General features: G+C 38.4%; 25 protein-coding genes. 22 read left to right on the top strand and 3 right to left on the bottom strand.

Annotation, left to right across the window (positions count from 1 at the left end; translation table 11 throughout):
* Nucleotides 1–20: 20 nt before the first annotated feature.
* Together ACE198_RS07435 and ACE198_RS07430 are read left to right on the top strand one after the other, a co-directional pair.
* Nucleotides 21–1,343: a bifunctional folylpolyglutamate synthase/dihydrofolate synthase gene (locus ACE198_RS07435; protein WP_375375176.1), complete on the top strand. Its 1,323-nt coding sequence runs from the start codon at nucleotides 21–23 to the stop codon at nucleotides 1,341–1,343.
* Nucleotides 1,344–1,406: 63 nt separating this feature from the next.
* The gene (locus tag ACE198_RS07430) at nucleotides 1,407–3,125 is read left to right on the top strand and encodes a diguanylate cyclase (RefSeq protein ID WP_375375115.1); all 1,719 of its coding nucleotides are present in this window, start codon (nucleotides 1,407–1,409) and stop codon (nucleotides 3,123–3,125) included.
* Between the two features lie 53 nt (nucleotides 3,126–3,178).
* Here ACE198_RS07430 and ACE198_RS07425 read toward each other — a convergent pair whose 3' ends face one another.
* Genes ACE198_RS07425 through ACE198_RS07415 form a run of 3 tightly spaced genes read right to left on the bottom strand, consistent with a single transcriptional unit; the run spans nucleotide 3,179 to nucleotide 5,340 of the window.
* Nucleotides 3,179–4,393 (bottom strand): hypothetical protein, encoded by a 1,215-nt coding sequence (locus ACE198_RS07425; protein WP_375375114.1) that lies wholly within the window; start codon nucleotides 4,391–4,393, stop codon nucleotides 3,179–3,181.
* The gene (locus ACE198_RS07420; RefSeq protein ID WP_375375113.1) at nucleotides 4,390–4,872 is read right to left on the bottom strand and encodes a PulJ/GspJ family protein; all 483 of its coding nucleotides are present in this window, start codon (nucleotides 4,870–4,872) and stop codon (nucleotides 4,390–4,392) included. The genes ACE198_RS07425 and ACE198_RS07420 overlap by 4 nt, the downstream gene beginning before the upstream one ends.
* 12 nt (nucleotides 4,873–4,884) lie before the next feature.
* Nucleotides 4,885–5,340: a type IV pilus modification PilV family protein gene (locus ACE198_RS07415; protein ID WP_375375112.1), complete on the bottom strand. Its 456-nt coding sequence runs from the start codon at nucleotides 5,338–5,340 to the stop codon at nucleotides 4,885–4,887.
* A 232-nt stretch (nucleotides 5,341–5,572) separates the two neighbouring features.
* On the opposite strand from ACE198_RS07415, the gene ACE198_RS07410 reads away from it, so the two are divergent.
* From ACE198_RS07410 to ACE198_RS07315, 20 genes are all read left to right on the top strand, one after another.
* Nucleotides 5,573–6,376 carry a SoxR reducing system RseC family protein gene (locus ACE198_RS07410; RefSeq protein ID WP_375375111.1) on the top strand — a complete coding sequence of 268 codons (804 nt, stop codon included), beginning with the start codon at nucleotides 5,573–5,575 and terminating at the stop codon, nucleotides 6,374–6,376.
* A 68-nt stretch (nucleotides 6,377–6,444) separates the two neighbouring features.
* On the top strand, nucleotides 6,445–7,770 hold the full coding sequence (locus ACE198_RS07405) for a G5 domain-containing protein (RefSeq protein ID WP_375375110.1): 1,326 nt from the start codon (nucleotides 6,445–6,447) through the stop codon (nucleotides 7,768–7,770).
* Nucleotides 7,771–7,785: 15 nt separating this feature from the next.
* Nucleotides 7,786–9,447: a GspE/PulE family protein gene (locus ACE198_RS07400; RefSeq protein WP_375375109.1), complete on the top strand. Its 1,662-nt coding sequence runs from the start codon at nucleotides 7,786–7,788 to the stop codon at nucleotides 9,445–9,447.
* Nucleotides 9,448–9,459: 12 nt separating this feature from the next.
* Nucleotides 9,460–10,509: a type IV pilus twitching motility protein PilT gene (locus tag ACE198_RS07395; protein ID WP_375375108.1), complete on the top strand. Its 1,050-nt coding sequence runs from the start codon at nucleotides 9,460–9,462 to the stop codon at nucleotides 10,507–10,509.
* Nucleotides 10,502–11,719: a type II secretion system F family protein gene (locus ACE198_RS07390; RefSeq protein WP_375375107.1), complete on the top strand. Its 1,218-nt coding sequence runs from the start codon at nucleotides 10,502–10,504 to the stop codon at nucleotides 11,717–11,719. The genes ACE198_RS07395 and ACE198_RS07390 overlap by 8 nt, the downstream gene beginning before the upstream one ends.
* 134 nt (nucleotides 11,720–11,853) lie before the next feature.
* The gene (locus tag ACE198_RS07385; RefSeq protein WP_375375106.1) at nucleotides 11,854–12,360 is read left to right on the top strand and encodes a prepilin-type N-terminal cleavage/methylation domain-containing protein; all 507 of its coding nucleotides are present in this window, start codon (nucleotides 11,854–11,856) and stop codon (nucleotides 12,358–12,360) included.
* A gap of 1 nt (nucleotide 12,361) precedes the next feature.
* The gene (locus ACE198_RS07380; protein WP_375375105.1) at nucleotides 12,362–13,117 is read left to right on the top strand and encodes a prepilin peptidase; all 756 of its coding nucleotides are present in this window, start codon (nucleotides 12,362–12,364) and stop codon (nucleotides 13,115–13,117) included.
* A gap of 17 nt (nucleotides 13,118–13,134) precedes the next feature.
* Nucleotides 13,135–14,130 carry a type IV pilus biogenesis protein PilM gene (pilM, locus tag ACE198_RS07375; protein ID WP_375375104.1) on the top strand — a complete coding sequence of 332 codons (996 nt, stop codon included), beginning with the start codon at nucleotides 13,135–13,137 and terminating at the stop codon, nucleotides 14,128–14,130.
* Nucleotides 14,130–15,002 (top strand): PilN domain-containing protein, encoded by an 873-nt coding sequence (locus ACE198_RS07370; RefSeq protein ID WP_375375103.1) that lies wholly within the window; start codon nucleotides 14,130–14,132, stop codon nucleotides 15,000–15,002. Before pilM ends, ACE198_RS07370 begins: the two co-directional genes overlap by 1 nt.
* Nucleotides 14,999–15,775 (top strand): GspMb/PilO family protein, encoded by a 777-nt coding sequence (locus ACE198_RS07365; RefSeq protein ID WP_375375102.1) that lies wholly within the window; start codon nucleotides 14,999–15,001, stop codon nucleotides 15,773–15,775. Before ACE198_RS07370 ends, ACE198_RS07365 begins: the two co-directional genes overlap by 4 nt.
* A 102-nt stretch (nucleotides 15,776–15,877) precedes the next feature.
* Nucleotides 15,878–16,999: a hypothetical protein gene (locus tag ACE198_RS07360; protein ID WP_375375101.1), complete on the top strand. Its 1,122-nt coding sequence runs from the start codon at nucleotides 15,878–15,880 to the stop codon at nucleotides 16,997–16,999.
* A gap of 196 nt (nucleotides 17,000–17,195) precedes the next feature.
* Nucleotides 17,196–17,768 carry a Maf family protein gene (locus tag ACE198_RS07355; RefSeq protein ID WP_098574210.1) on the top strand — a complete coding sequence of 191 codons (573 nt, stop codon included), beginning with the start codon at nucleotides 17,196–17,198 and terminating at the stop codon, nucleotides 17,766–17,768.
* A 43-nt stretch (nucleotides 17,769–17,811) separates the two neighbouring features.
* Nucleotides 17,812–18,501 carry a RadC family protein gene (gene radC, locus ACE198_RS07350; RefSeq protein WP_375375100.1) on the top strand — a complete coding sequence of 230 codons (690 nt, stop codon included), beginning with the start codon at nucleotides 17,812–17,814 and terminating at the stop codon, nucleotides 18,499–18,501.
* A gap of 161 nt (nucleotides 18,502–18,662) precedes the next feature.
* A complete protein-coding gene (locus ACE198_RS07345; RefSeq protein ID WP_251457584.1) occupies nucleotides 18,663–19,685 on the top strand; it encodes a rod shape-determining protein in 1,023 nt (340 codons plus the stop codon).
* A gap of 86 nt (nucleotides 19,686–19,771) precedes the next feature.
* Nucleotides 19,772–20,653, top strand: coding sequence for a rod shape-determining protein MreC (gene mreC / locus ACE198_RS07340; RefSeq protein WP_098575635.1), 882 nt, complete (start codon nucleotides 19,772–19,774; stop codon nucleotides 20,651–20,653).
* Nucleotides 20,650–21,168, top strand: coding sequence for a rod shape-determining protein MreD (gene mreD / locus ACE198_RS07335; RefSeq protein WP_375375099.1), 519 nt, complete (start codon nucleotides 20,650–20,652; stop codon nucleotides 21,166–21,168). Before mreC ends, mreD begins: the two co-directional genes overlap by 4 nt.
* 152 nt (nucleotides 21,169–21,320) lie before the next feature.
* A complete protein-coding gene (gene minC / locus ACE198_RS07330) occupies nucleotides 21,321–22,001 on the top strand; it encodes a septum site-determining protein MinC (protein ID WP_375375098.1) in 681 nt (226 codons plus the stop codon).
* A gap of 1 nt (nucleotide 22,002) precedes the next feature.
* Entirely contained in the window at nucleotides 22,003–22,806 is an 804-nt protein-coding gene (minD, locus tag ACE198_RS07325; protein ID WP_251457577.1) for a septum site-determining protein MinD, read from the top strand.
* A gap of 123 nt (nucleotides 22,807–22,929) precedes the next feature.
* Nucleotides 22,930–23,718, top strand: a complete 789-nt coding sequence (locus ACE198_RS07320; RefSeq protein WP_251457575.1) for a M23 family metallopeptidase — start codon at nucleotides 22,930–22,932, stop codon at nucleotides 23,716–23,718.
* Complete coding sequence (locus ACE198_RS07315; RefSeq protein WP_375375097.1) at nucleotides 23,711–24,580, top strand: M50 family metallopeptidase; 870 nt, start codon at nucleotides 23,711–23,713, stop codon at nucleotides 24,578–24,580. Before ACE198_RS07320 ends, ACE198_RS07315 begins: the two co-directional genes overlap by 8 nt.
* Nucleotides 24,581–24,767: the final 187 nt, after the last annotated feature.

The raw sequence follows: 24,767 nt of genomic DNA, 5'->3' as shown, positions 1-24,767 counted from the left end.
AAAAAGATGGGGTGTCACGGATGTTTACTACATATAAAGAAGCCCTAGAATGGATCCATGCTCGGTTAAGACTAGGGATCAAGCCAGGTTTAAGGCGGATGGAATGGATGATGGAAAGACTCGGCCATCCGGAAACAAAAATGAAGTCCGTTCATATTGGCGGTACCAATGGTAAAGGGTCTACAGTTACCTATCTTCGTTCCATTCTTGAAGCAGGGGGGTATACGGTCGGAACCTTTACCTCCCCTTATATTGAACAGTTTAACGAACGAATTAGTGTCAATGGCAAAGCAATTAGCGATGAGGAACTGCTTCAGCTAACAAATATCATTCGCCCGTTGGCAGATGAATTAGAAAAGACGGACCTAGGCGGCCCAACGGAGTTTGAAGTGATTACTGCCATGGCGTTTCATTATTTCGCAAGCTTGAACAAGGTTGATATCGTTATTTTTGAAGTAGGATTAGGCGGTCGCTTTGATTCAACCAACATTATCCAACCGTTAGCTTCCATCATTACGAATATCGGTCTTGATCACACCAATATCCTCGGAAATACATATGAGGAAATTGCTTTTGAAAAAGCAGGGATTATTAAAAAGAGTACCGCCTTATTCACAGCTGTTAAACATCCAGGTGCGCTCAAGGTCATCGAGGAACAAGCTCAAAAGAAAGAGGCACCCGTATATCGCTTAGATCAGGAGATTTCGATAAGCGGTCATAAATCCTTAGGTAAGGGCGAAATGTTTAACGTTTCCACTCCATTTCATACACTCGACCAGCTGGAACTCAGCATGATGGGCCAGCATCAAACGGAAAATGCCGCTCTTGCGGTAATAGCTGCCCAATTTTTACATCAAAAAGGCGAGTTTATCTTAACTGAACAAGCGATTCGAGCAGGATTACAGAAGGCATATTGGCCAGGTAGATTTGAAATGCTGTCGGAAAGTCCACTGGTCATCATTGACGGGGCCCATAATGAGGAAGGGATTACAGCTCTTACACATGAACTATCCACTCGATATCCTAATCGCCATATCCAGATTGTCTTTGCTGCATTAACGGATAAAAAGCTGGACGAGATGATTGGGAAACTCGATAGAATTGCTTCTCAAATTACTTTTGTTAGCTTTGATTTTCCCCGCGCGGCCAAAGCAGAGGAATTACTGAAAATCAGCCAGTCAGCCAACAAACTTGCGGTGGATGACTGGGGTTCGTATCTTGCAGAAGAAATAAAAACACTGGATAACGACGACATATTAGTTATTACAGGGTCACTTTATTTTATTTCAGAGGTAAAACCATTTTTATGCCAGTTTTTGAAAAACAAGAAAATTTCTTTATGACAAGATATTTTTTCGATGGTAAAATAATTTTATCTCGATAAAAATCGAAAGCGGAGGATAAGCATGAAGGTAAATCCATACATCAAGAATTCGATTTTTCTAACTTGGATTTTAATGGTCCCAGCTGGAACGTGGTTCACTTATAAGACTTATCCTCCACAAATCTCCGGGCAGTGGACGGATATCCTTGCCTTTTTACTGTTAACCTGTGTAGTGGCAGCCATGCCGATTGTCATAAATAATATGTTTATATTCTTAATTCAATGGGTGGCGCTTGCTACCTTTTTAAGATTCGGTTTATTTGTGGAAATCATTTTTGCACAAATAGCCGTTCTTGTTTTACTACTCAAGTTACGGATCCTCCGCAAAGGGGAATTATTTCGATTACCGCTTAACTTGAATATGTTTTTCCTCGTTTCCTTGACCAGTGGACTGGTCTACCACGGGCTTGGTGGAGAGGTAGGACAGAATTTTACAGAAAACTCTAATTACTTATGGCTAGCTATGTTATATGCAGTGGTTAGTTATGCGATGAATCAGATCATTGTCTCCTTCAATCTATATTTTATTTATAAAAGCAAAGAATCCTATTTCGGAAAGGATTTTATTGTTGAGACGATAACCACTTTCATCACCTTTCCGATTGGGTTTGTACTGTATATCCTTTATAATCAAGTCGGCGGTTTAGCCCTGTTGTTTGTGGGGATTCCTTTTGTCAGTTTATCTATGATTTTCAGACTTTATTATTCTAGTGAACAGATCAACGGTTATTTACAAAAGGCTGCCGAAATCGGACATCAAATGGCCGAGCGATTGAAGGTTGATGATGTGGTTGATTTGTTGATTCAAAAGGTTAGTGAAATGCTTCCAGTGGATTATGCCTATATCCTTGAAGTAACGAACAATGATGAACTTCAAGTCGTTCGAGGGGTCGAAGGGGGCGTGACTAAGCATTTCCCTCCTGTCAAGAAAAACCAAGGAATTTGCGGGATGGTGTGGGCAGAGCAGAAAACATTCTTATTTACAGCAAGGAAAGAATGGCGGAACTTTTCGTACGGTCATCTACCTGATGATGCCGAAAGTGTTCTAGGTGTACCCATCGTTCGAAGCAAAAAAGTACTTGGCGTTTTAGTACTTGCTTCAAAGCGAAAGCGTGCCTTTGAAAAATTCCAATTGATGATTATCGATATCCTTTGTTCTCATTTTGCCGTTGCCATTGAAAATGCCAAGCATTATGAAATGACAAAAATGCAAAGTGAACGCTGCTCATTAACCAAACTATATAATTATCGTTATTTTGAAAACCTGCTAACTGAGGAATTTGAAAAATTAACCCGATTCGAACGTCGAACACTGTCGTTAATTATTCTGGATATCGACCATTTTAAACAAGTCAATGATACGTATGGACACCAAAGCGGCAATGAAATTCTGTTTGAGCTTGCCAGCCGATTAAGTAAGTTGGTAGGTGGTCGTGGTACGGTGGCAAGATATGGCGGAGAAGAATTCGTTGTACTTCTGCCTGATACACTCAAAGAAGAGGCATACGAAATGGCTGAACAAATTAGGCAAATGATTTCCAATTGGCCATTTACCATCCAACAATCTTTTGATTTTGAAAAAACACAGCAGAAAGTCATGATTACCGCATCAATAGGGGTAGCGACAGCTCCTGAGAATGCGGAAGATGCGTTGGCTTTGATCCGGCATGCGGATCGGGCACTTTATGTGGGCGCAAAGAGGGCTGGGCGGAATAGGGTGGCGGAGTATTCTTCGTGTTAAAAAAGGTGTGACTGTAGTTGTCTTTACAACTACGGTCACACCTTTTTATCGTGTTAATTATAATCAACGCTATTTATGATGGTATTTACATTGTCTCCCCATTTAATATTAAATTCAGGCGGTATAAGACTTCCACATTCCCTAGTAAAAGTATTAAGATCAACGGTATATTCAGTTTTTATTGAACCATTTTCCCACACTTTACCTAACACATATAATTTACTAGTTGAGTCGACATCAACCTTTTTAGCTGCTAAATTTCCATTTACACACATCTTTGAGGAAGATAGAATGTTTAAATTATTATCAATCGTTGCGCTCTTATAGTTCACATCAGTTGTTGGAGCATCTGCACCTCCAACAAAAACAAAAGAATGATCGGCAAGTTCTAAATGTTGATTAACATACAATGTTTTATTTACTAGAATTTTTGATGTTCCACTTATCTTTACATTCTGCATAAATTTAGCGCCGTCTTTTGTTTCTATAATTACATTTGAAGCGCTATTCATGTTTTTGTTATTTATAAATGCACCATCAGAGTGGATTTTTACATTTGTTATATTATTTTCGTTGCCATTTCCATCAAAAGTGAGTGCACCTGTAGTGTAAATTGTTTGGTTATCTCTAATGTTATTATTACCAGTAAAATTACCATTACCGTTTATATAAACATTGTCACAATCTAACGTTGTACATTCTGATGTTGATGTTGGTTTAACCGTATCAAATTTTGGCATTGCGTATGTGTTACTGGTATCAATTGTTCTTTGATCAATGATTGAAGCAAAGTCTATAGTCATTTTTGTAAAAAGAGTGGTTTCTTTTGAGTTATCATTTCCGATAACATTAAAACTAATAATTACTTTACTCGAGCTCGGGTCAGGATCTGAAGTAACAATATAATTACTCATACGATATGGAGCATTCGTAGGAGTTGAAATGATTTTACCTTGTAGCACTTCTGCCATTTTTTTAGCAGCTTCGTTTTTAAATTTATTTTCATCCTGAAGCAAAGGTCTATCCCTTATATAATCACTTACAGTTTGTTGTTCAGATTCAAATGTTTTTTGAATTTCCACCTGGTAATTCGAAATCCCCGCTTCAGCTGCTGCAACCGAACGAGATTTTTTCTCAACCACCTGATTTTGTTTCACACTGCTAAATGCCTGCCCCATGAAGGAGAGGAATACAACCATAAAAACAGTAATGATCAATAATACGGTTACAAGGGCATATCCTTGTTCATTCTTCATTAAATTCTTCATTGATAATCCGCACCCTTCATTCGATAAAGAAATGTATCTTGAGTTATACTGTTTTGTGGATTATTTTTATCACTTGCATTAATTTTTAAAGAAACGTCATTTAAAGAGCCATCATTTAATTTATTATTGGGTTTTACTGTTTTTGGCCCAGAGCCTGGCACAGCATTTATTTCAAGAATTTTAAAACAAATCGCAGGGTGATTAAATATTTGCGTTTGCTTAGGATTAGTTTTTAAGTTCGTAACTTTAATTTCACAGTTTTCACTTTTTATTTCGTATTCGATCAGTGTTTGATGTACTTTTTTTAAATTTGTAATTAATAGATTGGTCTCTTGAATCATCGCGTTTTTAGAAATTGCCTTTTGCGAAAAATTATAGCCTTGAAAAAAAACACTCCAGGCAATGATCCCTACAAAGGAAAGAATGGATAGGGTAACAAGTACTTCAATTAGCGTAAAACCATTTTCAGCTCTCTTCATATATCTCATTTCCTATCTTTTAACATATCCGAATGTTTCAGTAACGACATGTCTATTCTTTTTATCTATCAATTGAACAACAATCGAATGGATACTTGATAATCTGGAACTTGTTTCAGGAAATCTCTTAATTTTAATATTCACGTCATATTGATCTTTAGTCGTTTCGAAATAATAATAGGTTGGATCAGAGTAGAACCTATTATATGTTACTTTTGAATCAGTTGGGGTAAATCCAGCTGTTTGGTCAGTCTTAACTAAAAACCATTTCACATCACTTGATTCTTGCCAATTAATAAGAACTTCTTTAGCAAGGTTTATAGCTTTAGCCTTTTCTTGATTTTGATTATTCATAAGTCCCATTTGTGGGAAAAATCTCATAACGGATAAAAAGATAATTGAAAGAAGCACAATGGATACAAGAACCTCGATTAAAGTGACTCCTCTTTCATTGCGAATTAATTTCATTCTAATCATTCCTTAATGATAGCAAAATTAGTACAAATAGATGGAAAAGCAATTAGGATTATCTACCTATAAAATTATTTTCCATCTTCTTTTAAACAACTTAAAAGTATTATACAATATTTATTAGGCGAATTTTGTCTAATATTTGAGGAAATCTACAAAAAAATTAAATCATTTGAAGGAAAATGTAGTTTAATAGTATAAAATGACTAATTAAAAGGAGAGTGAAAGAATGCAATCAATTTTATGGGCCTTTAGTTCGGTGGCTATACTCACGTTAATAATATACTTGCTGCCATTAGGTTACACCTTAAAAGGGAAACTCCTTTTAGTATTAATTAGTTTTATTTTATCTCTTGCAGGACTTGCAGCCGTTTCAATCATTCCGTTGTGGGAGACGGCATTAATACTTTTAGCGCTCAGTTTTTTTGCAGCTTACTTTATGGGTAACCGTTTGGGAACAGTATTATTACCAAAAAATCCTCTATTAGAAGAACCAATGGATGTTGAAATTGATGGCCACAATGCTGATTACAAAATTGAAAATTTAAAAGATATTAATTTGGTGGAAATTGGCGATGAATTACCAATAGCTGATTCGTCCCATTTTAAATTAGAAAAAGATCCAGTGACAGAGGTAGTATCTTCTCAAGACTTGTCTGAAATTGTAGATGTACCTGTTAGTGAGCAGGAGCCAATTGATATGGATATCTCCTTTTTACTAGAAAGAGAGAATGAAGTGGATGTAATGACTCAAATTGAGGATCAAAACATGGAAAATGACTATTTATCAGATATTGAAAGTTTATTAGAGCTTGAATCAAGAACGGAGCAAATGGATTCACAAGAAGATCCCCTGGAGCTTTCCCCGATTCGAGGAGAAACGACATTAGCTGCAGAGCTCGGAGCGGTGGAACAGGAGCTTTCTGATGACTCACTTTTCGATTTTCTTCTTGCTAAAAAAGAGGCTGCTGCAGATCGTGAAGATGTCTTAGATGTAATTGAATCGAAAGAAAAGGTAGTTCTACAAAAGTAACTAACAATAATTTCTATCTTAGTTTAATAGATGAAGTATATGTGAGTGTTTGAAGGGAGACAGAACTTTTGGGCAAGAATCAGCAAATGATCAAATTGTTTGTTGTTTTACTATTTAGTACAGCATTTATTTTTAGTTTTTCCCATTTTGGGGCAAAAGCATTTGAAAAAATGACTAATGCAGATGGAAAATTCTCTGATGGTACCTCGGTCGGTGCTTTAGATGTTTCAGGAAAGACAGAAATTGAAGCTAAAGGCCTGTTAGAGGAAAAATACGTTGAATGGGTGAAACAGACAAAGATCCAACTTCAATATGGAGAAAAAACAGCTTCATTTGATTTAACCCAATTTCACCTAGATTCCGGAAAAACAATCAATTCCATTAAGGATGGGCAGAAAAATCCTGCCTATATAACGGTAGATAAATTAAAGGTTAAAGAGCAATTAGAGCTATTATTTTCTCCAATTAAAACAAGTGATATTGATATCAATAAGCTCACATCGAGCTTAAATACGACAGCTTCCTTATTCGAATCCGGTTCACAGACTTTGGACCTTCATAATGATTTCTTACTTGCAGGAAAAATTAAAAAGGATGCTGTCATAAATTCCGCCGTGATCTCAATGACAGATGTGCCGTTTACTTTGAGAACGATCATTGATAAAAACCCTGAAATAGAAATTTCAGAAGGTGCGAGTTTTTCACTGTTAGATTTTGCGAAAAAGCAAAAAATTGATGATCTAGACTCTTTAAACATAATTGCTACAGGTATTTATCAAGCAATCTTACCTTCAAATTTTAAGATTCTAGAAAGAAACATTGGCAGCACGTTACCTGCATATTCGAAGTTAGGATACGAAGCGATGGTCAATCTACCTAAAAAGACCGATTTGATGATAGTAAATCCTAATAAATCAAAATATAAACTAAAACTCCTCTTAGAAAATAAAGAATTGAAGGTTTCTTTGACGGGACAAGAATTTGTTTATAAATATGAAATCAAGACTAAAGAAAAACAAGATTTAGCATATAAGACAATCATTCAATATAGTCCGCTCCTTCTCCCAGGAAAATCAAAGATCCAAACGGAGGGAAAAACAGGAGAAATTATTAAGGTTTATCGGGATGTTTATCAAGGTAACGAACTTCTTAAAAGTGAACTGATTTCAGAAGACTATTATCCTCCTTCATACCAGATTGAAGTCCACGGGCTAGCTGGCAGTGTACAAGCAGGTACTCCAACGACTGATACAACTGGTAATTCAGATAGCAGCGGTGACCAGACTACCGATTCATCAAATATGAATGGAAATCAAACATCAACAACAGATAATACCGGACAAAATTCTAACGATAATGATTTATGGGGCAAGCCAAATGAACAACCAAAATAAAAGCAGGGATGTAAAATGAGGCAATCACGAAAACGACTAGGAGATTTGTTAATCGAAGAAGGTTTAATTACTCCTGAGCAACTTCAAGCTACATTAGATGAAAAAAATGATTCTCAAAAACTTGGAGATGCCCTGTTACAAAAAGGATATTTAACAGAACAGCAATTAGTTGAGGTGCTTGAATATCAACTTGGTATTCCGCATGTCAGTTTGTTTCAATATCCATTTGATACCAATCTCTTTTCATTAATCACCAAAGAAACAGCCAAAAGAAATTTAATCATCCCATTAAAAAGGGATGGAAATAAGCTTTTCGTGGCAATGGCGAATCCAATGGATTTTTTCGTGATTGATGATTTGCGGTTGTCGACCGGTTTTCATATTGAACCGGCCATTTCTACGAAAGATGATATTCTCCGGACTATAAATAAATATTATGATGTCGATGATGGACTAGATGAATTACTTGATGAACTTCCATTAAACGATCGAGACAGAAATGAAGACGTAACAGATCAAAATTCTCCGATTGTTCGATTAGTGAATCAGATATTGACCAATGCAGTGATTCATCGTGCCAGTGATATTCATATTGATCCACAAGAGACAAAGGTGGTAATCCGTTACCGAATTGATGGTGTTCTTAGGAATGAACGAATTCTCCCGCGTAATATGCAAAGTGTATTAACGGCAAGAATAAAAATCATGTCTAATCTTGATATTACAGAGCATAGAGTACCGCAGGATGGTCGAATCAAGCTGAATCTTGACTTTCATCCGGTTGATCTCCGTGTCTCCACACTGCCAACTGTTTATGGTGAGAAGATTGTTATGCGGATTTTGGATATGGGCTCCACATTAAATGATTTGAACAAGCTTGGTTTCAATTCATTAAATCTGAAAAGATTCAATGAGATGATTGAAAAGCCAACGGGGATTGTCCTTATTACCGGGCCAACGGGATCAGGGAAATCTTCGACCCTTTATGCTGCACTTAATAAGCTTAACAGTGAAGCAGTTAACATTATTACTGTCGAGGACCCGGTTGAATATCAATTGGAAGGGATTAATCAAATCCAGGTTAACCCGAATGTAGGGATGACCTTTGCGGCGGGACTTCGATCGATTTTACGTCAAGACCCGAATATTATAATGGTTGGGGAAATCCGTGATAAAGAAACGGCTGAAGTGGCTATTCGAGCTTCATTAACGGGACACTTGGTTTTAAGTACTCTTCATACCAATGATTCAATTGGGACAGTTACTCGTCTGATTGACATGGGCGTCGAACCATTTTTACTCGCTTCATCACTTAGCGGGATTGTTGCTCAGCGTCTTGTCCGAAAGGTGTGTCGTGATTGTGCGGAGGTTCAAGAGCCATCGAAGCGTGAAATCGAGATTTTTGCCAAGCGCGGAATGAAGATTGAGAAAATTACTAGAGGAAAAGGTTGCTCCTCCTGCAGCATGACAGGCTATAAAGGCAGGCTTGCTCTTCATGAAGTGTTGGTCATAAATGACGAAATGAGCCGGGCAATGATGAATGGTGAGTCATTTCAAAAGATGAAAGAATTGGCAAATAAAAATAAAACGATCTTTTTATTAGATGATGGATTATTAAAAATAAAACAAGGGTTAACGACAACCGAAGAAGTATTAAAAGTAGCAATTCTGGAGTAGGAGAGCATGAAGATGAAAGAAAAAATTGACGCTATATTACGAGCTGCCATTGAATATAAAGCCTCAGATGTTCATTTAACGGTCGGTGTTCCCCCCGTGATGCGTATAAATGGTGACTTAAGAAGATATGGAACCGATAAAATCATGCCAGATGACACCGAAGGTATGGCTAAAGCGATTATTCCTGAAGGATTGTGGGACTTATTTAAGGAAAAAGGAGAACTGGATTTCTCCTATGGTGTTCCTGGTATATCCAGATTTCGTGTCAATGCCTATCATCAGCGGAAAAGTGTTTCAATTGCCTTAAGAACAGTCGCATCCAAAACACCAACAATTGAAGAACTAGATTTACCAGATATCATTTCTAAATTGGTTGAGAAGCCACAGGGGCTAATCCTTGTAACGGGTCCTACAGGAAGCGGGAAGTCAACGACCTTAGCATCGATGATTGATTATATGAATCGAACAATGCGAAAGCACATCATTACTTTAGAAGACCCGATCGAATATCTACATCGTCATGGGAGTTCGATTATTGATCAGCGGGAAGTTGGTTTCGATACCAATAACTACGCAAGTGGCTTAAAGGCAGCACTCCGACAAGATCCAGATGTGATTCTAGTTGGGGAGATGCGTGACATCGAGACCATGTCAATCGCGATAACTGCGGCTGAAACAGGTCACCTTGTTTTAGGGACACTTCATACATCAAGTGCACCGACCACCATTAACCGAATTATTGATGTATTCCCTCCGGGGCAACAGCCACAGATACGTGTCCAGTTAGCTTCTGTATTAGTTGGGGTTATTTCTCAACGTTTATTTCCGACTACGGATAAAAAAGGCCGGAAAGCGGCAACTGAAATATTAGTAAATAACGCTGCCATTGCCAACCTTATAAGAAATGAAAAAATCCATCAAATTCAAAGCACGATGCAAACGTCACGCGCTCAAGGAATGCATACGCTTGAAATGAGTATCAGAGACCTATTGGATCGAAATGTAATCCAAAGAGAAGCTGCTTCGCAATACCTGCATGAAAAGATGATGATGAATGGCTAGATTTAAATATAGTGGGCGGGATCGTAAAGGAAAACGGCAGGGAACACTAAACGCTGGTTCTAAGTGGGAAGCGATGGAAAAGTTGAAAGAAGAGGGAATTAGGGTAATTGAAATGACTCAAGTACCTGAGACCCTTATGACTAAAGACCTAACGCTTGGAACTCCAGTGAAATTGCAGGATTTTGTCATTTATTTAAGACAATTTTCGACTTTAATTAAAGCAGGGGTCACGGTTGTCGAAGCAACCTCGATTTTAGCCCATCAAACTGAGAGCAAAGCATTAAAGAAAGCCCTGCTGGATGTGGAACAGGAGATGAGGGAAGGGAATCCTCTTTCTGAAGCTGTGTCTAAACACAAGAAAATCTTTAATCAAATGTTTATTAACCTTGTTAAAGCAGGGGAAGTCAGCGGAAATTTAGATGAGACGCTGGATCGTTTGGCTGAGCATTTTGAAAAGCAACATTACACACGACAAAAAATTGTCTCTGCGCTTTCCTATCCGATAGCGGTTGGAATTATTGCTATTATTGTTGTTATTTTCTTACTTGTTGCCGTTGTCCCAACATTTGTATCGATGTTTGATGATATGGGTGGCGAACTGCCTGCAATCACCAAGTTTGTCCTGTCAGCAAGTACTTTTATGCAGTCTTTTTGGTGGATTGTTATATTGTTCATTTTTGCTTTGGTCTTTTTAATTACCTATATTAAAAAAAGTAATCAAACAAAATATTATTTTGATTATTTTTTGTTAAAGATGCCGATATTCGGTAATTTACTCCAAAAAGCGGCACTGGCACGGATGATGCGCACTCTCAGCTCATTGTTCTCAAGTTCAGTTCCCATTCTACAAGCGATGTCTATTGTAGAAAAAGTCGTTGAAAATGAAGTTCTAGCAAAGGTCATTCGAGAGTCACGAGATTCATTAGAGAAAGGTCGTTCCATGACAGAACCAATGGAGAGCCACTGGGCGTTTCCTCCATTGGTTACTCAAATGATTGCCATCGGTGAGGAAACTGGTGCTTTAGACGCAATGTTATCCAAAATTGCTGAATTCTATGAAAAAGAAGTAGAAAACGGAACAGATCGGTTAAAATCATTAATCGAACCAATAATGATAGTCTTTTTGGCAGGGTTAGTAGGAACTATAGTCACCTCCATCATGGTACCAATGTTTAGCATGTTCGACCAATTTCAACAAATGAATCAATAATCGACAAGAACACAAAAATTCTGAGAATATAGGACAAAATACTTAAAAACTTCATTTCTTTTCTTCGCCAATTAATGTATACTACAAGAGACAATATTACTAGGTTTATAGAACCATATAGGGAGATGAAATTAATGCGTCAAATGTTAAAAAATAGGCTAAAAGATCAAAAAGGATTTACATTAATTGAATTACTTGCAGTTATCGTTATTTTAGGGATACTTGCTGCTATTGCTGTTCCGTCTATTTTAGGAATAATCAATCATACTAAACAAGATGCACAAGTTGCAAATGCTCAGCAACTTGCCAATTCAGCACGGTTGGTCATTGCTGATGAAAAAAAGGAAATTACAACAAGTACAACAGCGAATGTAATTACATTAAAATATTTGGTCGAACATAATTATATAGAGGATTTAAAAGATCCAAATAAAAAAGGATATAATCCTGATACTACTGTAGTTAATGTTTATAAAGATAGTGCTGATTCAAATAAAATTAAATATGTTGTTACATTACAGCAACTTAATCCAGAATCCGGAGAGGTACCATACTTAAATGCAGCTACAAAAAAAGTTGGTACTGATAATATTGTAAAAGATGCCTCGGAATTAGTTAGAGATGATATAAAACTTCCATAATATGATAAAATTTATTTTAATTCTATACGGAGTAACATTAGGCTCTTTTTTTAATGTTGTTGGACTTCGAGTTCCTGTTAAAAAATCGATTTATACTCCCCGTTCTGCGTGTCCCACTTGTGGGCATCAGTTAAAAGCATACGAACTTATACCAGTAATTTCATACTTGCTTCAAGGAGGAAAATGCCGCGGCTGTAAGTCGCGGATTTCTCCTATCTATCCAATTTTTGAATTGCTTACTGGTTTACTATTTATGACAGCTCCTTTAGTTATCGGGTGGTCAGGAGAATTAGTAGTCGCTCTAACGCTAATCTCAATGTTTATGATTATCGTAGTATCAGATATTCACTATATGCTCATCCCTGATAAAATTCTAATCTGGTTTGCAGGGATTTTTTTATTGGAACGGATTCTTTGGCCGTTAAACCCATGGTGGGACAGCCTTTTGGGTGCCGTAACGGGATTTATACTTCTCCTTCTCATCGCTGTTGTCAGCAAAGGTGGAATGGGAGGCGGAGATGTTAAGCTGTATGCCTTACTTGGATTGGTAATAGGGTTTAAACTAGTCCTTTTGTCCTTCTTTCTTTCGACATTGTTTGGCGCTGTTATTGGCGGATTGGCATTGCTTCTTAAAATTGTGAACAGACGTCAGCCAATTCCATTCGGACCGTTTATTGCAGCTGGAACCTTAACCGCCTATTATTGGGGAACGGATTTAATTAATTTGTATATACATTTCCTTAACCAAGGATTTTAAATAAGGGGTTTTTTTACATGTCTTTTTCCCTTTTTACACCTAAAAACCGAATAATTAATCTGGTTTTAAATGATCATTCTATTCGCTTGCTAGAGTTAAAACAGGTGAATCCACCTTCTGCTCAGAGATGGAACGAGCGTTTTCTTCCCCCAGGTATTATCAGTGATGGGAAAATTACCGATATTGATTCCTTATCAAACATCCTGGAGGAGTGTATTGATGAATGGAAAATTCAAAGACGGCAAATTCGCTTTCTAGTACCTGATCCCCTTGTAATCATCCGGAAAGTTTCAATTCCATCTGAAATTCAAGATGATGAAATTCAGGGATATTTGTATCTAGAACTTGGCTCAAGTATTCACTTACCGTTTGAAGAACCCGTCTTTGACTTTTATCCATTAGAAAGTGATGGCAAAACACGGGATTTACTTTTATTTGTAGCACCGGAACAGCAGGTAATGGAGTATGCAAACTTACTTTCTAAGCTGAAGCTTAACCCGATTGCCGCAGATATTTCTCCACTTGCACTGTACCGACTGTATCATCAACTTGATAATACCAGTGCTAATGAGGTAATATTCTCTGTTCAATTTGATTTGACCAGTGTGAACCTTTGTATTTTTGAAAAAAATGTGCCGCTTGTTATGCGTCAATTTCCTTTACCGTTTAATGTAGATATTTGGGATGTCAAAAAAGACTTAACAGGCAAATTGGTATTTAAGTATACCGGTGAGGCGGAAGAGTTAGTGATTCAGTTTGAGGATATATTTAGAGAGATTAGTAAATTAAGCGACTTCTACCGATATACACTTAACAATGAAAAAAGTGATATTACAAAGTTTTTACTGAACGGTGATCATCCGATGCTTCAAGCAATTTATGATGAAATGATTGAGAGATTGGATGTACCTGTTGATAAGATTTCTCTTGAAACAGATTCTAAAGGAAAAAAAGAAAATCTACCTCCTAGTCAATTACTGTCTTTAGGACTGGCATTAAAAGGGGTGCAATAATGTTAGTAGAAATTAACCTGCTTCCCCAAAAGGAACCGAAAAAGATCGGCTTTATCATTACTTTATCTAGTTTAGTTGCATTGCTGATACTTGTTGGTGCATTTTACCTCTGGCAAACCAATGCTGCCAAAAATGAAATGGCATCATTAGATAGACAAATTACGATGACAAAGAGGATTACTAATAATGAAAATAAAAGTGCAGAAACAGCTGCTGCTACTAGTTCTGTTAGTCAATTAAAGAGTGCGATTGAATGGGCTAATGAATATCCAATTCAGACACTTCCTGTCATGCGCCATCTGACATCATTGTTACCAGAGCGTGGCTTTATTCAGAACTTTGCCTACACGGAGGCTGGGACTATATCACTAACAGTTCAATTTGATAGTGCTAGAGAAGCTGCGTACTTTTTAGATAATCTTAATGAATCAAAATGGATTGAAGAATCGAGTTTGAGTTCGTTAACTGCTGCAGCGAATGAACAATCGACAAGTGACAGTGCAGCTGCATCAACTAGTCAAACGAATCCATCGAATTCTTCAACAGATTCAACAACCCAAACAACGACACAAACAAATCAATCAGATATGAATCAAACTGGGACGAATCCGAATTCAACTACCAATTCTAGCAGTGAAACAAATTCACCATCTGGAACAACTGGTGAGCAAACAACTGCCACTACCTCGACACCAAATACCAATTCGACCAATACCTCTAAGACTGCAGCCAGCAGTGCAACGGGTAAGAAAGAAAAGGATAATATCCTTCCGCGCTATACAGGTCAATTTGAATTAAAGTTGAATAAAGAAGTGGTAAAGAAAAATACGCAAAAGAGCAAGAACATTGAGGAAGGAGTGACTGAATCATGAAACTCCGTTTCTCAAAAAAACAAGGACTAATAATTGGTGCGGTCACTCTTATACTGATATTATTCATTGTTTATGCTCAATTCTTTAAACTAGCTCCTTTAAAAACAGACTTGGATCTCAAGCAGCAGTCACTTGAGTCTGAACAAAAACTTTTAGAAATCGTTAGTCAAAAAAATGCAGAAGAAACGCAAAAAACTTCTGAAGGTACGAAGGAGTTACAGAAAAAGCTGCCTGTAAAGCCGTTACAGGAACAGCTAATTTTAGACTTAGAGAAAGCAGAAACCATTTCTGATAGTAAGATTAGTTCAATGAGTTTTTCAAAAGACGTGGATGTGAGCACTGCTACTGCTGACCAAACAAATGCTGAAAATGCTAATGGTCAACAAACTACAACTGACACTGCACAAGCTGCAGCAACACAGGACACAACGGCACAACAAACAGCCTCTAGTCAAACTACGGGCATGAAAAAAATGACCATCTCATTGAGTGTTGAATCACCAAACTACAAGAAATTAGAAAAGTTTATTGAAACACTCGAATCGTTGAAACGGATCATCGTGGTTGAATCTATCAGTTATTCAGGCGGCCAAGAGATCACAAGTTTAGACCAAGAAGATCAGCCGTTAACCTACAGTCTGACAATTTCTGCATTTTACATGCCAACTTTAGATGATTTAGCAGGAGAATTACCAAAAATCGATGCACCCAAACCAGCTGGCAAAGACAACCCACTAAGCCAATTCTCTGCCACAACTGACACACAGCCATAATTATCACCATGCCAAACTAATAAATAATTTGGCGAAAGTCTACGATAACAAGACGACAAAAGTCTTGTTATTTTTTTTTGTCTTTATGATAGGATGAAGCCAATGACTCATCGGAAGAGAGAGGAGTACGGTTTCGTGGACAAGCCCAATAATGGCAATACAATTAAGATCAAATTAAATGGAGAAAACCCGCCCATTCAAGAAGTTCCTCCAAAAAATGAGGTTGAAACTAACAGTGATCCAATTCCAAGAGTAATAAAAATAAATACCGAGCATACAGAATCAGAATCTGATGTTAATAGTGAGACGGCGGCATCCCAAGAATCGGTTGACGAAAGCTTTGATTGGATTATTCCTGAGTCCTCAGACCAAGACATTGGGGAGCTCAAAATTATACCGAGTCCAACGAGCAAAAAAACGTCCCTGCCGAAAATAACATCATTCACATCGAATATCAAAAAGAAAAATGGCCGTCCATTAGGATCCATCTTAATTTCTGCAGCATTCGCTATATTAATTGGAACAACAATTGGTGTTGTGATGCTGAAGTTAGTTATCACATCACCAACTGAGAAGACGGTGACAACAGTACCAACTGAGGTCACAGACAAGCCTGCCAGCAGCAATAAAACGAAAACAGCAGAAGCCAAAAATACTTCATCTGCCTCCATCTCCCAGTTAACGACCTATGTCATTCAAGGCGGTGTTTTTTCTTCAGATTCTGGAGCAAAAGCCACTTCAGATAATTTATCTTCGAAAAATGTTCCATCTCAAACAGTCGAAATGGATGGCAAGTATTTTTTATTTCTAGGTGTTGCAGATTCGATTGAAGGAGCAAAGGCCTTAGGGGCGCAGTATAAAGAAGACGGGATTGAAGACGTATTTGCTAAGCCATTGTTATTAGACGAAAAAAAGTTCTCTGGTATCACGGATAAAGAAAAGACCTTTTTAAAAGCAGTACCGACTATTTATCGAACGATCTCTCTTACCACTTCAAATGCCCTTGTGACCAAGGAACTTTCCGAGGACGCAAGTAAAGTCCTTTCAGAAATAGAAGCACCGTTAAAAACCGTTGTGAAAAACGAAAAGATAAAAGATCTAAAAGCAGAATTGGTTAGTGCAAACGAAAAAGTAAAGGCGTTTCAAGAATCAAAAGACGTAAAAAATCTTAGTGACGCACAGCAGCATTTACTAAAATTCATGTCAGTATATTTTTCTAAGTAATCACTATCGACATTTTCCGGGAAATAAAGCCTATCAAATTCTTGGTAGGCTTTTTGCTTTCCAAAAAAAAGAAAAAATCTGCATAATTTTACAAATTCCATCAAAATTTAATGATATAAAAATTGTTTGAGACTATAATTTCTGATAGGATTGAATTGTATCTCCCTAATACGTACCATAAAGGTAAGGTGATCGAATGCAGAACCTCATTTTAGCCTCTTCTTCTCCACGGCGAAAAGAACTTCTAGAAACTCTCCGTTTAACATTCGCGATCTCAAGTAGTGAAGTTGATGAAAGTTTTGACCCAGCTCTCGCTCCAAAAGATGTAGTAATGGAGTTAGCCGACCGGAAGGCACAGACCGTTTTTAAAGAAAACCAGGATGCCTTTGTGATTGGCTCGGACACCATTGTTGTTGCGAATAATCAAATCTTAGGAAAGCCCGCAGATGAAGCAGAAGCGTTTACCATGTTAAAAAGCTTGTCAGGTCGTCAGCATGAAGTTTTTACAGGTGTTTCAATTGTGTCGAAAACAGGGACAACAAAGTTTTATGAAAGAACAGAAGTTTGGTTTTGGGAGTTAACAGACGACTTAATACGGGCGTATGTAAAAAGTGGTGAACCGCTTGATAAAGCAGGTGCATATGGCATTCAGCAGCTCGGAAGTATGCTTGTCAAAAAAATAAATGGAGACTATTTTGCGGTTGTCGGACTGCCTGTTTCACGATTGGTAAGAGAATTGAAAAAGGCAGGCTACCAGTTGCCGTATTAAACTTTTTTGTTTATTAACTCCCTTAATAAGGGGAGGAAAAAAAGTGTCCACTAATACATTAATGATCCGTGATTTCCCTCAAGACGAAAGACCCAGGGAGCGGTTTGTTCAACATGGCCCACAAAGCTTATCGAATCATGAACTAATCGCTATTTTGCTGCGAACCGGAACAAAAGATGAATCGGTCCTGCAATTATCGAACCGGCTGTTAACTCATTTTGAAGGGTTACGTCTTTTAAAAGCAGCTACTTTAGAAGAAATGACCGAGATCAAAGGGATTGGTTCTGCCAAGGCCATCCAAATCCTCGCCGCCGTCGAAATTGGCAGAAGGATTTCAAACCTCGACTATAAGGACCGCTATGTCATCCGCTCCCCTGAAGACGGAGCAAAGTATGTCATGAATGATATGCGCTTTCTTTCACAAGAGCATTTTGTGTGTTTATACTTAAACACAAAGAACCAAGTCATTCATAAACAAACCATTTTCATTGGCAGCTTAAATGCCTCAATCGTGCACCCAAGGGAGGTATTTCGCGAGGCGTTAAAGAGGTCTGCCGCCTCCATTATTGCGGTCCATAACCATCCCTCCGGAGACCCGGCTCCAAGCCGTGAGGACATAGAGGTGACAAAGCGTCTGGTCGAATGCGGAAAGATTATTGGCATTGATTTACTCGATCATTTGATCATCGGTGAAAATAAGTTTGTGAGTTTGAAGGAAAAAGGTTATTTATAAACTATGATTTTATTTGACGTTGAGTTATAATAATGGTTATGATTTTTTAGGACTTCTTAAAGATTAAACTAGATAAATATTAGGAAAATAGACATGATAGTAAGGTGAATATCTATCTATTGGTGTTTTTGCATTCGGTTCAGAAAGGGAGATACAAAACTATGTTTGGAATTAGAGCAAGAGATCTTGGAATTGACTTAGGGACAGCAAATACCCTTGTATATGTAAAAGGAAAAGGAATTGTCCTGCGTGAGCCCTCCGTTGTGGCGATGCAGACTGATACAAAAAACATTGTCGCGGTAGGAAACGACGCGAAAAATATGATTGGACGGACGCCGGGAAATATTGTGGCACTAAGGCCGATGAAGGATGGCGTCATCGCTGATTTTGAAACCACTGCGGCCATGATGAAATACCATATTCGTCAAGCACAAAAAAGTAAAAACGTGTTTACTGGGAATCCTTACGTTATGGTCTGTGTGCCTTCCGGGATTACTGCAGTTGAAGAACGTGCTGTCATCGATGCAACGAAACAAGCTGGGGCTAAAGATGCGTATACGATTGAAGAGCCGTTCGCAGCAGCAATTGGTGCCAATTTACCAGTTTGGGAACCAACCGGCAGCATGGTGGTTGATATTGGCGGGGGAACTACTGAAGTCGCCATCATTTCATTAGGCGGCATCGTTACAAGTATATCCATTCGAGTAGCTGGCGATGAAATGGACGATTCGATTATTACTTATATTCGAAAAAATTATAATTTGATGATCGGTGACCGTACAGCGGAAACTATTAAAATGGAGATTGGCTCGGCAGGGGACGCTGAGGGTGTCGACAATATGGAAATTCGCGGCCGAGACTTATTAACCGGCCTGCCAAAGACGATTGAAATCACGGCCAAAGAAATTGCTGGAGCATTAAGAGATACCGTCTCTGCGATTGTCGAGGCAGTCAAGAATACATTGGAAAAAACACCACCTGAACTTGCGGCAGATATTATGGACCGCGGGATTGTTCTAACCGGCGGCGGTGCATTACTCCGCAATTTGGACAAGGTTATTAGTGAAGAAACGAAAATGCCGGTGCTGATTGCTGAGAATCCGCTTGATTGTGTGGCCATTGGGACAGGAAAAGCATTGGATCATATTCATTTATTTAAAAATAAATCAAGAGATTCACGTTAATGTAGATTGTGCTATTCGGCACATAAGGATTATTCAAATGAAAAAAACGATACTTTTTATCTAGAAAAAAATAGAGGTGTATAATCATGCCACAGTTCTTTCTGAATAAACGTCTGATTATTTTGCTTGTCAGCATCATTGTTCTCGTGGCATTGATTGGGTTTTCTTTAAGGGAGAGAAGTAAACTATCCTGGCCGGAGCAATTTCTAAAAGATACCACCGGCTGGGTTCAATCCCTGGTTTCAAAGCCTACTCATTTTGTGACAGGCTTTTTTGAAAATCTCCAGGATTTGCAAAATACATACGATGAGAATAAAGAACTAAAATCGCGGGTCGAAAATCTTGTCAATCTTGAAGCACAAGTACAAGAACTGAAACAGGATAATAAAGAATTACGTGACATTCTCGGTGAAAAAAGAACCCTGAGAGACTTCAAACCATTACCAGCTACCGTAATTGGCAGAAACCCTGATCGTTGGCATGAAATGATTATTATCGACAAAGGCAAACTAAACGGCATCAAGAAAAATATGGCTGTTGTTACGGCAACCGGCTTGGTTGGTAAAGTTAAAAATGTAACACAATTTAGTTCAACCATCCAACTATTAAGTGCGATGGATCCAAAAAATCGTATATCTGCTGTTGTGCAGGGCAAGAAAGATGTTTATGGATTTGTCCAAGGATTTGATGACAAACGGAAATTATTATTAATTAAGGCAATACCATCCGGTGAAAAAATTGAAAAAGGGCAAAAAGTGATCACTTCTGGCCTAGGCGGCGTTTTTCCGAAAGGGTTGCTGATTGGTAAAGTGGTTGACGTAAAGCCCGATCAGTATGGATTAAATCAAACGGCCTTAGTGCAGCCTGGTGCAGACTTTTATGATATTGAAAATGTCATTGTCATAAAAAGATTAATGACCCAGCCAGTGAATATGGAATCAACAGATGGGAAGGAGAAAGATTTGTGAGAAAATTCCTTCTTCCTCTTTTATTTCTATTGCTTTTTATTGTAGAAAGTCTTTTTGTGGAGTATTTACCCGAAAAGGTTTTCGGGTTTGAACGAATATTTGTCCCACACTTTCTTTTTATTGCTATTTTGTTTTTAACGATTTTTGTCGGAAGAAAACATGGAATTATTTATGCGGCTATTTTTGGACTTTTATATGATGTCGTATACGTTGAAATTATCGGGATTTACTTTTTCCTATTTCCATTTATCTCTTATTTGGTTTATAAACTATTGCAGGTTTTACAAGCCAATCTTATTACGGCCTTTCTTGCGGCCATCTTCGGTGTCTCACTACTAGAGATTGGTGTGTATGAAATGAACTATTTAATCCATGTTACAGACCTGGATTTTATCGGCTATATGAACTTGCGTTTTTACCCAAGCCTTATCCTAAATGCTGTTGTTACACTCATTGCTGCCTACCCATTAAAGTGGCTTTTTGAGAAACATTCAGAAGCAATAAGAGCTGAATGATTTTTCATTAAAAAAGAGGAGAATGGACGCATCGTGTCGAAATTTTATTAGGATAGTATGACTATTGATTCGAAATAGGTAAGAGGAGTCATATTCCTCTCGAATGGACTTGTTTCGAAATTGCTTTCTTATTATGAGGTGAAAAATTCTCCATGAAAAAACGGCAAAATGTTACAATAAAAGGGACGAAGGAAGGACTTGTCCTTCATCTTGATGATAGTTGTTCTTACGATGAATTAAAAAAGGAACTTGATTATAAACTTTCAGCCAACTCCAGTACACAGGATGAGCGTCATTTAACCTCTGTCAAAGTGGAAATAGGTAACCGCTATTTAACCGAACCACAGCGGGAAGAACTAAAAGAATTAATTCGCCAAAAAAAGAATTTTGTTGTGGATGAAATTGAATCGAATGTAATTACTAAGGATGAAGCTGAGGAATTAATAGCCGAAACAGAGGTGATGACTGTTTCGAGAATTATTCGTTCCGGACAAGTCCTCGAAGTTCCTGGTGACCTGCTGTTAATTGGCGATGTCAATCCAGGCGGGACAGTCATTGCAGGTGGAAACATCTTTATCATGGGAACGTTAAAGGGAATCGCTCATGCAGGCTGCTATGGCAATGATGAAGCAATCATTGCTGCATCTAGTATGAAGCCCTCTCAGCTTCGAATTAGTGATTGCTTAAATAGTGCACCAGACAGCCTTCAAAGCAATGAAAAGCGGGAAATGGAATGCGCATACATCGATGAAAACCGTCAAATCATTGTTGATAGATTACAAGTATTAATCCAATTAAGACCTAATTTAACGAGATTAGAAGGGGGACATTAAAGTGGGAGAGGCAATCGTAATTACATCCGGTAAGGGTGGAGTAGGGAAAACAACAACTTCTGCTAATATCGGCACATCATTAGCCCTTCAAGGAAAAAAAGTATGTTTAGTAGATACTGACATCGGTCTTCGTAACTTGGATGTGGTCATGGGACTTGAAAATAGAATTATTTATGATCTTGTCGATGTGGTTGAAAAAAGATGCAAAATCCATCAAGCTCTTGTAAAGGATAAACGTTTTGATGGTTTATTATATTTATTGCCTGCAGCACAAACCGTTGATAAATCTGCTGTGAAGCCAGAGCAAATGAAAGAACTTATCATCGAATTAAAGCAGGACTACGATTATATAATTATAGATTGCCCAGCCGGTATTGAGCAGGGGTTCCAAAATGCCGTGGCTGGGGCTGACAAGGCGATCGTCGTCACAACACCAGAGGCTTCTGCTGTCCGTGATGCGGACCGGATTATTGGTCTTCTGGAGAAACAGCCGAATATGGAATCTCCTAAATTAGTGATCAACCGGATTCGAAATCATATGGTGAAGAATGGGGATATGCTCGAGATTGATGAGGTTACTCAGCATCTTTCCATCGAACTCATCGGTATTGTTGCTGATGATGATGAAGTAATTAAAGCTTCGAATCATGGGGAACCGATTGCCCTTAATCCGAATAACAAAGCATCGATTGCCTACCGAAATATTGCCAGGAGAATTCTTGGCGAATCCATCCCGCTGCAGTCACTCGAAAATGCAGACAAAGGAATGTTTACCAAAATTAAAAAGTTTTTTGGTGTGCGTTAAAATAAAGCTGCTATATATTCAGCCTGTCCACTCACTTGTGGACAGGTTGTTTTATTTTTAAGACATACTCTTTCATTCACCCTCATAGACTTGTACAAATTAGTGTGAAAAGGGTGGATGGAAATGGCGCGGTCTACACCGGAAGAAATTCGGCGACGAATCGCCAAGCGAAAAAATGATAATGGCACTACATCTGTAAAAAGTCCCGACCGCCAGATTGAATGGCCTAGTGACGATGAAAAATATGGCTTTCATCAGTATACCCCTCCAGGAGGGAGTGACGGCGATGATGGACATCCATTATTTAAGAAGGAAGTTTTCTTTTTCAAAGTTTTATCTTCAGTCCTCCTGTTTTTAGTGATTGCGATATTATTTCGGAACCATTCCACTGCCTTTGATCCAGCAAGAGCTTTGGTGACTAAAACAATGGACCAGGATTTTAAGTTTGCAACTGTATCAAACTGGTACGAAAGCAAATTTGGGAAACCTTTAGCCCTCTTGCCTTTTTCGGATAAAGATCAAACGGAGAAAAAAGAGGTGGCAGAAACTGAGTTTTCCGTTCCAGCAATGGGAAAAATCCTCGAAAACTTCGAAAAGAACGGGCAGGGAATTATGATTGAAACGGGAAAAGGGGCGTCCGTACAAACAATTAATGAGGGCTTTGTGATGTCTGCAGGTGTAAAAGAAGGTCTAGGGAAGACAGTCGTCGTTCAACATGCCGATAAAACGGAAACATGGTATGGAAATTTAGATAAAATCGACGTTAAATTATATGAGTATGTTGAAAAACGACAAGTAGTTGGCACCGTCTCTGGATCCACAGGTGAGGATAAAAGCAAAGGTAAATATTACTTTGCCATTAAAAAAGATGATAAATTTATCGACCCAATTCAGGTGATTGACTTTGAATAGAGCCATAAATTTACTACGACTAATTACTATTCATCCATTGTTATGGATTGTCATTGCACTTTCAGTTGCCACAGCTCATTTCCTTGAGGTTTGCTTATTACTTGGGATCATTTTCATTCATGAATTGGGGCATGCTGCTGCGGCTTCTTTTTTTTCATGGAGAATCAAAAAAATCACCCTGCTGCCGTTTGGCGGGGTTGCTGAAATGGATGAGCATGGCAATCGCCCGTTAAAAGAAGAGATGATTGTCGTTCTAGCAGGGCCGCTCCAGCATGTGTGGATGGTGGCCTTAGCCTATGGATTGGTTAGCATGGATCTGATATCTGTGGACCTATTTCACTTGTTTTTTAGCTATAATCTAATGATATTCGTATTCAATCTCTTTCCTGTTTGGCCGCTTGATGGCGGGAAACTGGTATTTTTACTGCTTTCCTTAAAAAGTTCCTTCCCGAGCGCCCATCGCTTAACGCTTATCCTTTCCTTGGTTAGCTTGTCGATCTTTTCGCTGGTTATTGTGGCAGCAGCTCCAACCCATATTAATGTCTGGGTCATCATCGCCTTTCTTTATTTTTCGCTCTACCATGAGTGGAAGCAGCGCCGCTTTATTTTTATGCGATTTTTATTGGAGCGCTATTATGGGAAGAAATCAAGTCTGCAAACTTTGAAACCAATTGAGGCCAATGAAGAGGATTTACTTATTCACGTTTTAGAAAAGTTTCAACGCGGCTGCAAACATCCAATCATCGTCGAAGCCGATGGCAAGGAAAAAGGGATGCTAGATGAAAACGAGCTCTTACACGCCTACTTTACCGAAAAACGCCTAACCGACAAAATCAGCGACCTTCTCTTTTCTTATTATTAATACTATGCTGATAGGAGCGGAAGGCGCGAGACTCCTGCGGGAGGACGGGGCAGGGGAGACCCCGCAGGCGCTTTAGCGCCGAGGAGGCTCCCCGGACCGCCCGCGGAAAGCGAAGCGCCTGGAGCGGAAATCAACTAGCAAGTTTATCATGGCCCATTAAAAAGGTATAATAAGAAGAAAAAAGTGA

Source organism: Neobacillus sp. KR4-4, assembly GCF_042136325.1.
Classification (GTDB): Bacteria; Bacillota; Bacilli; order Bacillales; family Cytobacillaceae; genus Neobacillus.
The sequence above is the reverse complement of the archived record's forward strand: the minus strand, read 5'-3'. Positions and strand labels throughout refer to the sequence as shown.

Bases quoted from the DNA above. Each gene is read 5' to 3' on its own strand.
- ACE198_RS07435 (WP_375375176.1), top strand. From the start codon at position 21: ATGTTTACTACATATAAAGAAGCCCTAGAATGGATCCATGCTCGGTTA.
- ACE198_RS07430 (WP_375375115.1), top strand. From the start codon at position 1,407: ATGAAGGTAAATCCATACATCAAGAATTCGATTTTTCTAACTTGGATT.
- ACE198_RS07425 (WP_375375114.1), bottom strand. From the start codon at position 4,393: ATGAAGAATTTAATGAAGAATGAACAAGGATATGCCCTTGTAACCGTA.
- ACE198_RS07420 (WP_375375113.1), bottom strand. From the start codon at position 4,872: ATGAAGAGAGCTGAAAATGGTTTTACGCTAATTGAAGTACTTGTTACC.
- ACE198_RS07415 (WP_375375112.1), bottom strand. From the start codon at position 5,340: ATGAAATTAATTCGCAATGAAAGAGGAGTCACTTTAATCGAGGTTCTT.
- ACE198_RS07410 (WP_375375111.1), top strand. From the start codon at position 5,573: ATGCAATCAATTTTATGGGCCTTTAGTTCGGTGGCTATACTCACGTTA.
- ACE198_RS07400 (WP_375375109.1), top strand. From the start codon at position 7,786: ATGAGGCAATCACGAAAACGACTAGGAGATTTGTTAATCGAAGAAGGT.
- ACE198_RS07395 (WP_375375108.1), top strand. From the start codon at position 9,460: ATGAAAGAAAAAATTGACGCTATATTACGAGCTGCCATTGAATATAAA.
- ACE198_RS07390 (WP_375375107.1), top strand. From the start codon at position 10,502: ATGGCTAGATTTAAATATAGTGGGCGGGATCGTAAAGGAAAACGGCAG.
- ACE198_RS07385 (WP_375375106.1), top strand. From the start codon at position 11,854: ATGCGTCAAATGTTAAAAAATAGGCTAAAAGATCAAAAAGGATTTACA.
- ACE198_RS07380 (WP_375375105.1), top strand. From the start codon at position 12,362: ATGATAAAATTTATTTTAATTCTATACGGAGTAACATTAGGCTCTTTT.
- pilM (WP_375375104.1), top strand. From the start codon at position 13,135: ATGTCTTTTTCCCTTTTTACACCTAAAAACCGAATAATTAATCTGGTT.
- ACE198_RS07370 (WP_375375103.1), top strand. From the start codon at position 14,130: ATGTTAGTAGAAATTAACCTGCTTCCCCAAAAGGAACCGAAAAAGATC.
- ACE198_RS07365 (WP_375375102.1), top strand. From the start codon at position 14,999: ATGAAACTCCGTTTCTCAAAAAAACAAGGACTAATAATTGGTGCGGTC.
- ACE198_RS07360 (WP_375375101.1), top strand. From the start codon at position 15,878: ATGACTCATCGGAAGAGAGAGGAGTACGGTTTCGTGGACAAGCCCAAT.
- ACE198_RS07355 (WP_098574210.1), top strand. From the start codon at position 17,196: ATGCAGAACCTCATTTTAGCCTCTTCTTCTCCACGGCGAAAAGAACTT.
- ACE198_RS07345 (WP_251457584.1), top strand. From the start codon at position 18,663: ATGTTTGGAATTAGAGCAAGAGATCTTGGAATTGACTTAGGGACAGCA.
- mreC (WP_098575635.1), top strand. From the start codon at position 19,772: ATGCCACAGTTCTTTCTGAATAAACGTCTGATTATTTTGCTTGTCAGC.
- minC (WP_375375098.1), top strand. From the start codon at position 21,321: ATGAAAAAACGGCAAAATGTTACAATAAAAGGGACGAAGGAAGGACTT.
- ACE198_RS07320 (WP_251457575.1), top strand. From the start codon at position 22,930: ATGGCGCGGTCTACACCGGAAGAAATTCGGCGACGAATCGCCAAGCGA.